Genomic DNA, 14,055 nt, shown 5'->3' with positions numbered 1-14,055 from the left:
AGGTATGAAAAAAGTTGTAGTCATTGCCTTGTTGGCAGGAAGCATGATCTCATGCAAGAAGTTTTTAGCTGAACGGTCACAAACAGAAGTAATTCCCAAAACTACCAAGAACTTTGGAGAGATTTTATATACGGAGGGTTATCCTACAAACGGCGTAAACCTGCAGCCTTATATCTCACTGATGGATGACGATATTCAGTGTTATAATGGTGACGTAATAGCTGACCAGCAGCTGGAAGTAACCATGAATGCGGGTGCGTTTCAGTGGCAACCTAATTTCATTGATGTTTGTAAACAGGCTGGTGCCAAGGTAGATAAGTTCGATTCCTGGCGTACATATTACAAACTCATTTTAGGCACTAATGTGGCTTTGCAATATCTGGATAATTCCATTGGCGAAGCCTCAGACAAAACCATGTATAAAGGGGAGGCGTATGCGCTCCGGGCATTCTATCACTTTATGCTGGTAAATTTATATGCTAAGCCTTATAACGATTCTACTACTACACCGGATAAACTTGCGGGTATACCATTGAAGCTGAATGCAAATCTGGCGGAAGATTTACCCGCCAGGAATACAGTGAAAGAAGTATATGCGCAGGTAACCCAGGACCTGGATAGTGCCATTAATTTGCTGGAACAGGTAGGAACAACACAGAAATTGTATCGTATTTCTGCCACCGCAGCTCACCTGTTAGCCAGCAGGGTATACCTGTATATGGAAAACTGGGATAAGGCCATTGCACATGCAGACTATGTACTGAGTCATCACCCGCAATTAATGGACCTGAATAAATGGCCTCCTGATGGTGCGTTTACCGATTTCCTGGCTTATCCTTTAATGGGTGTGAATAACGTGGAAACAATCTGGTACTATGGTTCTCTGGATGAACCTAAGGCGCCGGGAACATATACTGCATATGGCATTTCCCACGACCTGGCCCGTTGCTTCGACACCAGTGATCTCAGAAGCCAGGTGTACTTTTGTCCGCTTCCCGAATTCCTGAAGCTTTTTGTGCCAGGTGATTATAACTTCAATAAAACGATTTCTGATTATGCGGTAGTTGGATCAGATATGGGCACATCCTGGCGTAGTTCGGAAGCCTACCTGAACCGCGCGGAGGCTTATATCCAGAAATATAAAAAAGGAGATGCTTCCGGCGCTGCGGAAGCATTGAAAAATCTGAATACACTTCGGGTAAACCGTTATGCAAAAGGGAGCTACGTTAACTGGACAATAGAAACACCGGATAAATTACTTGAGATGTGCCGCACCGAACGCAGAAGGGAATTATTCCATGAAGCCGGTCATCGTTGGTTCGATCTGAGAAGATATGGTATGCCGTCTATTTCACATATTTATGCTCCTACACCAAGTACCACTACCGTGTATACATTGGCGAAAAGAGATCCACAATATGTATTACCAATTCCTATCGAAGTATTACAGCGGAATACGTCAATGCCGCAAAATCAACAGATAAGCGGCCTTCGTCAACCACAATAAAAATATTGATTCATAAAACTTATTTTATGACTACAGTCTTCCTTCGTAATATCATGTTCACAGGTTTGACATTGTTATTACTGACTTTCATTTCCTGCCGCAAAGAAGCGGCGATTATACCGGAGAAAGTGCCGGATTTCTATCAGCTGCCTCAAGGGAATCAATCATACGATGATTCTATTGTAGCATTTCATCAGAAGTATAATGCTTATATTTTGTATAAGTTCTCCACCTTTGATCTTACCTATAATTATACTAATTACCTGCAGGTGAAATCAGGACCAGCTAATCCTGCATGGATTAAATATACCCTGGAGTATTTTAAGTCAGAATGCCTGAATTTCTACCCGGAAAGTTTTCTTCAGAAAACTATGCCATTTAAAATTTTGTTGGCAGCCTATTTAGACAGTTTCTATAGAGTGGGTGGTACCATTGGTAATGTGATTGATGCGGGACGCACAAAGACTGGTTTTTGCGCTACCCGTGGTACATTAACGATTGGATGGGCGGATAGTACGCTGGCAGCAGTATTGCCAACACGCAGGAAGGAGTTGAGAGGATATATGCATAGATCTTACATGGAGCAATCTATTTCAGCAGGTGGTATTCAGATCCCCCAGGAATTCAAGAAGCTGAGTCCGGAAACTTATAGCAATTCACTTACTGCAAGAGATGGTTTAATTGAAGTTCCACAAAATGTGGGTGCATTCCAGCCAACACTCCTCTGGGATTTCGTTTGCTATGTAAATGCCATTACTTCTCATACCAAAGCCGAGCTGGATGCTACTATTTTAAAACCCAGCTATGATGTAAGCGGACTGATACAGCTAAAATATGCAGCCGTGATCAATTTTTACAGGGATAAATACGGTGTAGATCTTCAGGCAATCGGCGAGCATCCGTAGACAACAGTTCGTGAACGCTTTATCAGTGATGGATGAATAATTATAAAACAAACCCCTTTCCTGCAACAACACAGGAAAGGGGTTTGTTTTTCCGGTAAAACGGTTCACCGGATTCCCCTGATATATATCGACTAATAGAAAATTACAAAAAAATAATCTGCTTCTTCACCCTTTCTGCAATCCTGGTTGTCTTTAATTAAACCACATCTAAATCATGAAGTCATTCCAAATAGTAACGACCATGTTACTGGGAAGCATGGCCGCTTTTGCCGGCAACCCTGTAGCATCCACATCGCTCAATATAAATATTCCCGGGGGAAGTAGAAACGGTATCAACCTGGAATATTTAAAGAATACCGGGTTAACGGAGTATAAATCGGAGATCTTATTTGAGCCCGGCAAACCAGCTATTACCACCATATCAAGAACCCTGAATGATGGAGTACAGATTGTAGAGGTAAACAAATGCGCTATACTAATCAATAAGGGCGACAACGTACAGATGGTGCTGGTGCCAAAGTTTAAAGACGGTAAGCCTTTGATAGGCCAGTTTTCAGCCGTTTTTAACGGCAAGGATGCCGCCCGGCAGGCATTGCCTTACCAGATAGATAGCTTGTATACTGTTGGGAGTAACATTACTACAGTAGATGAAATGAATGGGCTGATCAATAACGCAGCACAACAGGTACAGGCGCTGATTTCCCAGGCTAAAATAACCAATAAGGAAAACCTGGCTTTGCTGAAAGCATATGAGCAATCGAAGCTGCTGCGCGAAAAGTACTTGTTTCAATTCAGACATCCTAACCTGCTACCATCAAAGGATTATGCCAACTGGTGCCTGAAAGGTTTTGACATTTCTTTGCCCGCATATTCAGCAATAGGCAACTGGAGCGTGATGCAGGAAACAGTGAGCTGCTGGTGGGAGCAGAAGCGGATGCTGGACAGCACCCTGAGCAACGATTTGAAATTAGCCACCTTAATGAAGGAAGGGAAAAGTGACGTGGTAAAAGGCGTACTGGCCGTGACTAATGTACGTATAGAAGCAAGACTGCACGGCTTAACACATAAGCTTGCCGATATGTTGTCACTGGTCTCCAATAATTTGCCTAAAGATCTGCCAGCCAGGAAAGAAGTAGACTCCTTGTTAGGCGAGTATGGACAACTGATGCCCGGCAAGCCTGCCTATGATTTTGCACTGAAAAATGACAAGGGAAAAACTATCAAACTGTCAGACTTTAAAGGTAAAGTGGTGGTGATTGATTGCTGGGCCACCTGGTGCAGCGGCTGTGTAGCTGCGCTGCCTATCTATCGCCAGATCAGGGATTCCTATAAAGATAAAAATGATATTGTATTCCTGACCATTGGTTGGGAAGGTGCGGGTGCAGAAGAGGCCTGGAAGAAATTCTCTGAAGACCATGGTATTGGCGGTGAATACAATTTATTGCTTTCCCTGGACAGTGAAGATCCACAAACCAAGCAGATGGCAAAGCGTTATGTGCTGAATACCGTACCACGCTGGATTGTTATCAATAAAGACGGCACTTTCATTAATGGTAACCTGGGCCACCCATCCGGTGATGGCTTTGATAAGGTAGTAGAAGGTGCTTACCAGATGAGAAGTAAATAAGTTGTTATATACTGTTGGCGCGCCAACAATGAAGGCCACGGAGCAGTCAATATTCAATGAACCCCTTTCCGGACTTATGCAGGGAAGGGGTTTGTTTTGCCAACACACAACAGGAAAATCATAAAAAATAATACACTGCTTCACCCTTTCTGTTAGCTGTGTTGCCTTTAATTAAACCACATCTAAATACCGAATAGCTTGCGTTTGAAATTTTCAATAGGGTTGATAGTGGCTGGTCTCTGTTGTTGCCAGGTTTTCGCACAAACAAAAAAAGAGATCGTCACTACCGATGAGGCATTTGCGCCGCTGGATTTTCCGCCGGGAAACAGCCACCGCACAGCGGATGGCAAACCCGGAACCGGTTACTGGCAAAATAGCACCGATTATAAAGTGCAGGTGTCTTTTGATACCCTCACCCGCAATTTGCAGGGAACAGCGCAGATTACGTATACCAACAACAGCCCGGTATCACTGAGTTATATCTGGCTGTCCAACATCCAGAACCGTTTTCGTAAAGACTCGCGCATCGCGTTGTTAACGCCGCCACAGGGCACTCGTTTTGGCGTACAGGAATATACGAACGGCAGCCGTATCCATCAGTTACAGGTAGCGGTAGGCACAAACGCGTTAAAAAATGCCGTCTATGATGTAGTGGATACTTATGTGAAAGTATCATTGCCCACTCCGCTGAAGCCCGGTGAAAAGGTGAAAATGGCTGTTGAGTACGACTTTACACTACCCTATAACGGTTCCGACTATATGGGAATACTGGAAGGTCAATATGGAAAAGTATACCAGTTGGCCGGCCTGTTTCCAAGAGTGGCGGTATATGACGAAGTAAAGGGCTGGAACGTGTTTACCGCCGGTTACTATGTAGAGCCCGGATCCCTTGACGTAAGCATCACGGTGCCTGCCGGCTTGATTGTACAGGGCAGCGGGGTACTCACAAATCCTGAAGCCGTGTTATCCGCTGCTACTTTGAAGCGATACCAGCAAGCCATAAAAAGTGATACCGTTGTGCGTATCATCTCTGCACAGGAAGCCATACAGGGCCTGACAACAACTGCAGGGCCTAAAACCTGGCGCTTTCAACTGGATAAAGCAGATGATGGCATGTGGGCAATATCTCCCGCGATGGTATGGGATGGCGTAAAAGCCAATCTCCCCAATGGCAGACAAATACTGGCGATGGCAGTATATCCGCCGGATAGCAACCGGGAATGGGATACCATTGCTAAACAGATGAAAAGTATGGTGGAAGCCTATTCCGGTCTATGGACGCCTTATCCTTATCCTACGTGGGTAAATATCGGGGGCTCTATTACAGGAGTTGCTTCTGCTGCCGTATCTACCATTCATTACAAGAACGTTTCTTTTGGCAATACTATCTGGACTAAAACCAATCATGAACTGGGGCATACCTGGTTTAATATCCAGGTAGCTGCCGACAGTAAATACGGCTGGATGTGTGAAGGGCTGAACACTTTTATTAACCTGATTAACTGTGATACCCTGAAAGGCCCTGGTGCTTTCCAGATGGAAAATGCGATAGAGTGGTTGTCATCTAAAAAAAGTATACAACCCTTAAATACAATGGCCGCTTCTGTTTCGCCCCAGGATATGGCGATGGTGATGTATGTAAAACCTGCTGTAGCCCTGATGCTGTTGCGCAACGATGTAATTGGTCCCAAACGTTTTGACGCCGCCTTCCGCACATTTATGAGCGACTGGTCTTTCAAACATCCTACTCCAAACGATTTTTTCCGTGCCATGGAAAATGGCACCGGAGAAGATCTGAGCTGGTTCTGGCGCAGTTGGTTTTTAAACGACTGGAAGCTGGACCAGGCCATTAAAGGACTGAACTATGTGGAAGGAGATCCTGCCAAAGGGGTGGATATCACCGTGGAAAATAAGGGAGATATGATTATGCCGGTAAATGTACAGATCCGCGAGTTTAACGGGAACGTACATACGCTGCATTTTCCGGCGCAGATCTGGCAGCTGGGGAAAATGCATACTTTCCGGTATGAGTCTGCCAGCCCCGTCACCGCTGTGATATTAGATCCGCAGAAGATGATACCGGATACAGACCGTAGTAATAATGAATGGAGAGGTTCGGGCGTAAAGTTACCTGTGATGAAGGGAATGGATGCCGCCATGGTGGTGCGCCGCTACCTGAAGCTGATAGGCGGGGAAGCCAGGTGGAAACAACTGGCCGCTGCTACATTGGCCTACGCTACGCCGGGAGATAGCCGTATTGGATTTAACAAGCAAACCACGTTAGCAGGGCAGGGGAGTATGAATACCACGCTCAACAATATTCATTTAACGCTCCGGGATGTATTGGTTACAGATACCAGCGTTACTTCACGACACCTCGGTGAAGACGTGAAAATGAGCATTGCTCAAAAGGAAGAACTGCGTTTAGCCACAGCCGTAGTACCGGAGTTGTTGTTTAAGGAAGCAGGTTACCGGATGGTACTGCGGGATTCTACCTTGCATATCAACGGAATGAACGCCTTCGTGGTAAATGTGACCACTCCTTCAGGTGGTAGCTGGAACTACTATTACGATGCCGCAAGTGGCTATAAGATAGCGGAGATGTGTCCAGATAATCCGAAAGACAGTCCCTTTTTCACGCAGTTGGAATTCGCCGGCTATCGCGCCGAACAAGGGGTTTCACTGCCGCATCAGTTGTATAGCAGATTTTACCAGGAAGGAGAAGAGGTACTGGAATTAAAGAACAGAGAACTGAAATTTTAATCAAATCATAAATCATCTAAAAAAACAAGCGATATGAAACAAGTATTGTTAGGACTTAGCTTCCTGGCTGCTTTCAGCGCCAACGCCCAGAAACGCCTGGATCTGAATGTAAAAATTGCGGGTCTGCCAAATGGAGATACCGTGCTTTTATGGGGACCATTAACCAAGACGCTGGATACTTCCGTTGTGAAAAATGGTACGATCCATTATAATATAGACATGTCTAATGGTGGTTCTACCTATATAATGCAGGTAGGTTTGGATGGCAATGAGAAGCATGGTACGGTATTATACCTGGAAGAAGGTAAAATGAATATCACTGGTAAAGGTCCTTACTTCGAAGGTGCACAGATGACTGGTAGCCCGTTTGTGGCTGATTGGGCAGACATCGCGCAAAATTTCCTTTACAACACAAGCAATAAAGAATCCGCCGCCTTACAGCAAAAGCTCGAAGCTGCTTCCGCTATTGGCGATGCAGATGCTGCGCGTGAAGCGAAAGCTGCTTTAGATGAATTAAATAAGAAAGATGTAGCAGCTGCACTGAAATGGGTAAACGACCATCCTAACTCCGGTGCTGCTTCTTTCCTCATCAATGCTATCCTCATGAATGCGATGGACAGAGCTCAGGTAATGGATGTGATCAACAAAACGGGCGTGAATGTACAGAGCACGGCAACGATTAAAAAAATGATCAAAGATATCACAGGTAGCGAGAGACTGACCAAAATGCTCAATAACCCAGCCCCTGATTTCAGCGGGCCTGATACCAATGGTAAAACCATTAAGCTGTCTGATTTGAAAGGTAAGTATGTATTGCTCGATTTTTGGGCCAGCTGGTGCAAGCCCTGCAGAGAAGTAACACCTAAAATGGCTGCTGTTTACGAGAAATATAAAGGCAAAGGATTTACCATCCTCTCTGTTTCCCTGGATGATAAGAAAGAGAAATGGTTACAGGCAATTGCTGAAGATAAAATGACCTGGCTGCAGGTGTCTGACCTGAAAGGTGGCGAGAGTCCTATTGCAGAACTCTATGGCGTAAAAGCTATTCCAGCTACCATGCTGATAGACCCTAGCGGTAAATTGATTTCAATGGGGATCAATGGTGACGCATTGGATGCCAAATTAGCTGAATTATTAAAATAAGAACCAACCAATTATATCCTGTGAAAAATCTAAGAGGCCGTTGTAAAACGGCCTCTTTTTTTGTTAGCAACAATAGCTTATATTCAGTATATAATTGCTACGCTTTGTGAGCATAACTATTATGCGGGTGCAGCATGTGAACAAATCAAAGGAATCAGTTATGAAAACATTACTCGTACCAGTTGATTTTAGCACTACCTCCGATAATACGATCCGCTTTGCCGCCGCCTGGTGCACTCAGTATGAATATCAGCGCGTTATCCTCCTGAAAACATTCTACCAGAACGTATTTAGCGATATTGTTGTTGCTGCGGAATATGGCGCCGTTAACCAGGACTTTATGCAGCAGCACCGCGAGGAAGCAGGCGCGCGCCTGGAAGCCATGTCGCAAACGATCAAAGCAGCAGATGCCAACATCTCGGTAGCCATATCCTTTAGTGAACTTCCTATACTGAGGGCCGTCGTGGAAATGATCCGGGAGGAAAACCCCGAAATGGTGATGCTGGGCAGCGATCATAACGATACCGACAGCCTCATTGCACGCAACGTGATTCCTATCGCTAAAGCCAGCCCCATTCGCGTGATGATGGTGCCTGCCGGATTTACCTATGAACCGGTTAAAAATGCCCTCGTACCGGTTAATTTTAAAACGATGCACGAGTTGGATAAACTGAGCAACTTAAAGGCATCACCTACCTGGGCGGCTACCCGCCTGATGGTGCTGAATGTAGATCCGGAAGAACACTATGCACATCCCGACGACCAGTTCCGGGAAGATGAATACCACCTGCACGAATACCTGAAAAACTTCCACCACGAACTGTATTACCGGAACGACCGTGATATTATCCAGAGTATTATTGCCTTTACTGCCTCCAATGAAGTACAGGTGATTATTGCTTTGCCGGGCAAACGCAGCTTCCTTTATGCTTTAACGCATAAAAGTATTTCTGAAGCCATTTGCCGATCCGCCAAAGTACCGGTCATTATTCTCAAATAGCCGAAGGCAACACCGGCTGCCTGGGTATTAGCTGCACGCCAATAAACACACCGATTTCCACTACCAGTATAATTAAATAGTGCAGGGAACCGGCATCAAAATCACCGGTGATCCAAAAGAACAGCAGGGCAGATAAACCGCATACGGCCGCAATGGAGGATAATCCCCATTTTGTTATTTCCAGCCATTGATACGCTTTGTGTACCGCTTTCGTTGAGGCGGGTACGTTAGGATGTATTTTGCGCAGCAGGTAAATGTTCTCTATAATATCACAGAGCCAGGGTATCAGCTGCAACCATGCCAGCCAGCTAAAAAGCACTACGCCGGCGGGGTTCATCTTCTCCGCCACCTTAAAACAGATGAGGAATATACTGCCGTATACCGCCGGCATAAACAGGAAATCGACCCACAACTGCCCACGTAAGGCCAACAATGTTTTGGTTTGCTGCTCTAACGGCAACGCATAAATGCCTTTTACCAGGTTGGGAATTTCATTGGGGGAACCAGGAAATTCCAGGTCCAGGATGCTGAAGTGACGCACCACTACATCCAGTGTGAAAAACTGCCGGGTTTGCTGCATCATAATAAAGGTAGTTACCAGCAATACCGCCATGGACATACATAACCAGCACCAGGCGTTATCGGAAATTGTTTCCATGTCATTGATTTTTTGTCAGTTGTTTTTGTAATGCGGCACGGTTGTCTTTGTAAGTATTCCAGTCAAACTGCTGCAGGAACTCGCAGGCGGCCTGCGCGCCCAGGGCAAACATGTCTATTTTATCCTGGTCTGGCAGAAAGAAGTTCAACCAGTTGTATTTACCGTCGGATAAATCCACTTTGCCAACCCCCTTTTGATATACCTCGTTTTTCAGCAGGAAGTCTTTATCATAGTAGTTGCGGATAGTATTGAACATGCGGCCTGCATAACCGGTGAGCGACCAATTAAAGGCATTTTCACCTTTGTCACCGGGCTTGCTGTCGTCCAGGTCAATACCAAATGAAGGTAGCCTTGGTACGGGAACGTTGGCGTTGTAGAAGATGCTGATCGGGAAATTAGAAAGAATACCGCCGTCAACAAACCGTGCATTGGCCGGGGGATTGCTGTGGTGAAAGAAGGCTTTCCAGGCCGCAATGATACGGTCATCACTATACGGAATATCGTTGATCATGTAAGATTCAAAAAATACGGGGATGGACATAGAGGCCCGGATAAATCCTGCCGGCTGCATGGTATCGGGATCGGTGCGGAAAAGACTGCACATCGCCGGAAACTGTATCTTGTTTTGCGTCACCAGTTCGGAAGTGATGAAGGTAACATCGCCTTTCAAATCCTCTACACCGCATTCGTTGTGGACACGCAGTGATAGCGGGGGACAGGCACTGGCCTTTTTATTCAGATCACTAACGGTTGCCACGCCGTTTTTTAACAGGAGGTCTTTGATCCAGTTGTAGAACACATCGCCGGGGTTGATACCAAAGCCTGAATTTTTCAGTCGCTGGAACAAATTGATGGTATAGGAGGTGATCATCATCAGTAACAAAGACCAAAAGCCGGTAAGGATAAAACAGGCGCCAGTCCAGGCGGAAAGAGCCGGGAATTTGTTGCGCAATCCTACCAGTACCACATCTGCCATGACCAGCAATCCAAAAAATACCAGTCCAAACACCAACCAGTTTTTAGCTTTGCCGATGAAATCTTTTTTGGTGATGAATTTCCGGATCAGCCAACGGGCGGCAGGATGTCCATCTACCAATGAAAAGAAATCCAGGTCGCAAATGGCTTGTAGTACGGCGGCTGATTTTTTATCTTCCTTATTATCTATCACCGTGATGAGTGCCGTATTGATTGCGCCTGCGCTGGTACCTGCCAGCCGCAGAAAACGGATCCCCATTTCCTCCAGGATATACGTATATCCTACGAGTGCGATCCCAAATACACCACCTCCTTTTTGCACCAGGTTCACATATTGATGCCCGGCAGCATCCACCACATCAGATACGATGAAAGGACGGCCACCATTGGTGGTGTCGAAAGTTTTTTTCAGATTTTCCAGGTCCGCTTTGACACGGCTGTCATTAATAAAATCGGTAATGGCCAGTTTGGCCTTCGTATTTTCAGGGGGCATAAGATATGTGCTAAGGGGTACACAACTAAGATAAACATTTTTGGGAATAGCAGAAAGCAAAAAGCAGAAAGCAAAAAGCTATTTTAGCGGGTGATTGACGCGCATATTAACCCTACGCCTCGATCACCCGCTAAAATAGCTTTTTGCTTTCTGCTTTCTGCTACTTGCACATCCCCCTTTTAACGCTTATCTTGGCGATATTTCCACGTTATTACAAACCTCCAGCGTATGCACCGGTTCTTCCTGTTAGTCGCCATTGGCCTGCTTTCCCGACTACCTATAGCGGCACAGGATATGGTCAGCAAAGCCCAACAGTTTATCCGTTTACTCAGCGCCACCCAGCAGGCGCAAACCTGTTATCCTTTCGATACCGGCGAGCGGTACCATTTCTCCTACATTCCACGCGACGACCGCAAAGGTATTGCCGTAAATGAACTGACTGCCACCCAGCGTAAGGCGCTCTTCGCCCTGTTAAATACGGCCCTGAGCACCGAAACGGTAAAGAAGGTAAATGACATTATGCAACTGGACCTCGTGTTGAAAGGACTGGAGCATCGGGCAGAGAATGATCATTATCGTGATCCGGGTAAATATTATCTGACCATCTTCGGCATACCTGCCGCTAATACTGTGTGGGGCTGGCGTTTTGAAGGGCATCATGTAGCTTTTAATTTTTCAGGAGATAGAAATGAACTGGTGGCCGGAACGCCCGGTTTTCTGGGTGCCAACCCTGCTATTGTGTTGGAAGGGCCTCAAAAAAGTCAACAAGTGCTCCGTGCAGAAACGGAGCAGGGATTTAACCTGCTGCGGTCCCTGTCTCCCGAAAATCAGCAAAAGGCGGTTATTGCCGCCAATGCGCCGGGAGAGATCATTACCGGTGCAGCCCGGCAAGCCATGATCAACCATCCGGGTGGTATCCGTTATACGGAATTAAATCCCGCACAACAACAACTGTTACTGGGACTTGTCAGTTTATACGTACATCGCTTCACCAAACTATTTGCAGATCAGATGCTGAAAGATATTCAGCAGGCAGGACTGGACAGCCTCCGCTTTTCCTGGGCAGGCAGTACAGAAAAGGGATTGGGGCATCCCTGCTATTACAGGATCCAGGGACCTACGTTAATCATCGAATATGACAACACGCAGAATAATGCGAATCATGTACACACGGTAGTCCGTGATCTTAAAAACGATTTCGGTGGCGATCAGTTGCTGGAGCATTATAAAGCCGATCACGGCGTGCAGGAAGCGGGTAAATGATCAGTGCGATTTTTTTGTTGGTGTATAGAATTAAACTGATTACATTTTAAAGATTTTAAGAAAGATGGGAGATTGACAGCGGATATACCCGCTGTCAATCTCCCATCTTTCTTAAAAAAATAAATCAGTTTAATTCTATACGCCAACAAAAAAAAATCGCACTGGTCGGTTACTTACAGGGCGTTTTGCCTTGTGGTTGCCGCTTTTATTTTCTCCAGTTCCGCCGCCATGGCTTTCACTTTCTCCGGGTATTGTGTTGCCACATTTTTCTGCTCATGCACATCTTTACTGAGTTGATACAGTTGCGGCTCGCCATCGTTGCCCAGTTCAATATTAACAGCACGATCCAGTTTGGCGCCTTTGGAAGGAGTGATATATTTCCAGTCGCCGGAAATAAGCGATAACGTACCTGCATGTGTTACGAGGTAGGGGCGGTTGTTACGTGATTTGCCCAGCAGTTGTTGCAGCATATCGAAGCTGTCGGGTGCTTCATCAGCTTGCAGTTGTTGACCGGTGAGGTGGGCAAGGGACGTAAACAGGTCCAGTTGACTGATCAGCGTGTTGGCGGTTTGATTGCCTTTTACGCCGGCGGGCCATTTTACGATAAATGGCACGCGGGCACCGGCTTCAAAAGCGCTGTATTTACCGCCACGTAAAGGCCCGGCAGGTTTGTGTGTGCCTGCCAGTTCCTCGGCCTGGTCCAGGTAGCCATCGTTTAGTACCGGGCCATTGTCGCTGGAGAAAATGATCATCGTATTGTTGGTGAGGCCCAGGCTGTCGAGCGCTTTTACAATGCGACCCACAGTCCAGTCCAGTTGCAGGATGGCATCGCCGCGAAGGCCCATGCCGCTTTTGCCACGGAACTGGCTATGTGGATAGCGGGGCACGTGAATATCACCGCTGGCGAAATACAGGAAAAACGGTTGTTGTTTGTTTTTGCTGATGAAGCCAATGGCTTTGTCGGTGAGGGTGCCGGCAATATCGGCATCTTTCCAGCGGGCGCTGTTACCGCCACTCATCCAGCCAATACGGCTGATACTATCCACGATAGTTTGGTTATGTCCCTGGTGCGGATCCGGGTGCATGCGCAGCTTCTCCGGGTTTTCCAGGCCGGTAGGATCGTTTCCTATTTTATGCTGGTAGTTGACGGTGATAGGATCCTGGGGATCCAGGTTTATGACGTGGTGGTTTTCTACAAATACACAGGGAACGCGATCCAGCGTGGCTGGCATAATGAAAGACCAGGTGAAGCCTACTTCCAGCGGGCCGGGCTGAATGGCTTTATTCCAGTCGATGCCTTCGTTACCGCCCAATCCTAAATGCCATTTGCCGATGACAGCAGTCTGATAACCGGCGTCTTTCAGCATGCCAGGCATGGTACGGTGATCTGTGGGGATAATGAGCGAAGCATCACCCGGTGCGATTCCGGTACCTTTCTGCCGCCACGGATATTTACCCGTAAGTATACCAAAACGGGAAGGGGTACACGTAGCAGAGGTAGCGTAGGCGTTGGTGAAGCGTATGCCCTGTTTGGCCAGCCGGTCAATGTTAGGTGTTTGTATGCGCTTCATGCCGTAGCAGCTCACGTCGCCGTAGCCCAGGTCGTCTGCGTAAATGATAATGATGTTCGGCTTTTGCTGTGCGGCTGCCGACAAAGTCAGGAGTCCGCAGAGCAATCCACTGCTGATTTTTTTGATAAAGGAAGGGTATATCATCAGTTA

At 46.4% G+C, this 14,055-nt stretch carries 10 protein-coding genes; 7 read left to right on the top strand and 3 right to left on the bottom strand.

What is annotated here, in order from left to right; translation table 11 throughout:
• Positions 1-4 precede the first annotated feature (4 nt).
• The 6 genes from J7623_RS23205 (at position 5) to J7623_RS23180 (ending at position 8,945) form a co-directional block, all read left to right on the top strand.
• Positions 5-1,507, top strand: coding sequence for a RagB/SusD family nutrient uptake outer membrane protein (locus tag J7623_RS23205; protein ID WP_291924873.1), 1,503 nt, complete (start codon positions 5-7; stop codon positions 1,505-1,507).
• A 26-nt stretch (positions 1,508-1,533) separates the two neighbouring features.
• A complete protein-coding gene (locus J7623_RS23200) occupies positions 1,534-2,412 on the top strand; it encodes a hypothetical protein (protein WP_291924872.1) in 879 nt (292 codons plus the stop codon).
• A gap of 214 nt (positions 2,413-2,626) precedes the next feature.
• A complete protein-coding gene (locus tag J7623_RS23195; protein ID WP_291924871.1) occupies positions 2,627-4,039 on the top strand; it encodes a TlpA disulfide reductase family protein in 1,413 nt (470 codons plus the stop codon).
• A gap of 198 nt (positions 4,040-4,237) precedes the next feature.
• Positions 4,238-6,802: a M1 family metallopeptidase gene (locus J7623_RS23190; protein ID WP_291924870.1), complete on the top strand. Its 2,565-nt coding sequence runs from the start codon at positions 4,238-4,240 to the stop codon at positions 6,800-6,802.
• Positions 6,803-6,835: 33 nt separating this feature from the next.
• Positions 6,836-7,945, top strand: coding sequence for a TlpA disulfide reductase family protein (locus J7623_RS23185; protein ID WP_291924869.1), 1,110 nt, complete (start codon positions 6,836-6,838; stop codon positions 7,943-7,945).
• A 160-nt stretch (positions 7,946-8,105) separates the two neighbouring features.
• Complete coding sequence (locus J7623_RS23180; protein ID WP_291924868.1) at positions 8,106-8,945, top strand: universal stress protein; 840 nt, start codon at positions 8,106-8,108, stop codon at positions 8,943-8,945.
• On the opposite strand, the gene J7623_RS23175 is transcribed toward J7623_RS23180, so the two are convergent.
• Together J7623_RS23175 and J7623_RS23170 are read right to left on the bottom strand one after the other, a co-directional pair.
• Positions 8,938-9,603 (bottom strand): hypothetical protein, encoded by a 666-nt coding sequence (locus tag J7623_RS23175; RefSeq protein WP_291924867.1) that lies wholly within the window; start codon positions 9,601-9,603, stop codon positions 8,938-8,940. The two genes, J7623_RS23180 and J7623_RS23175, sit on opposite strands and share 8 nt — an antisense overlap.
• 1 nt (position 9,604) lies before the next feature.
• Positions 9,605-11,071: a patatin-like phospholipase family protein gene (locus J7623_RS23170; RefSeq protein ID WP_291924864.1), complete on the bottom strand. Its 1,467-nt coding sequence runs from the start codon at positions 11,069-11,071 to the stop codon at positions 9,605-9,607.
• A 228-nt stretch (positions 11,072-11,299) separates the two neighbouring features.
• Between J7623_RS23170 and J7623_RS23165 the strand changes: the two genes are divergently transcribed.
• Entirely contained in the window at positions 11,300-12,334 is a 1,035-nt protein-coding gene (locus J7623_RS23165; RefSeq protein WP_291924863.1) for a DUF3500 domain-containing protein, read from the top strand.
• A gap of 173 nt (positions 12,335-12,507) precedes the next feature.
• Here J7623_RS23165 and J7623_RS23160 read toward each other — a convergent pair whose 3' ends face one another.
• Positions 12,508-14,049 carry an arylsulfatase gene (locus J7623_RS23160; RefSeq protein WP_291924861.1) on the bottom strand — a complete coding sequence of 514 codons (1,542 nt, stop codon included), beginning with the start codon at positions 14,047-14,049 and terminating at the stop codon, positions 12,508-12,510.
• Positions 14,050-14,055: the final 6 nt, after the last annotated feature.

This window comes from Chitinophaga sp., assembly GCF_017745275.1.
Lineage (GTDB): Bacteria > Bacteroidota > Bacteroidia > Chitinophagales > Chitinophagaceae > Chitinophaga.
The sequence above is the reverse complement of the archived record's forward strand: the minus strand, read 5'-3'. Positions and strand labels throughout refer to the sequence as shown.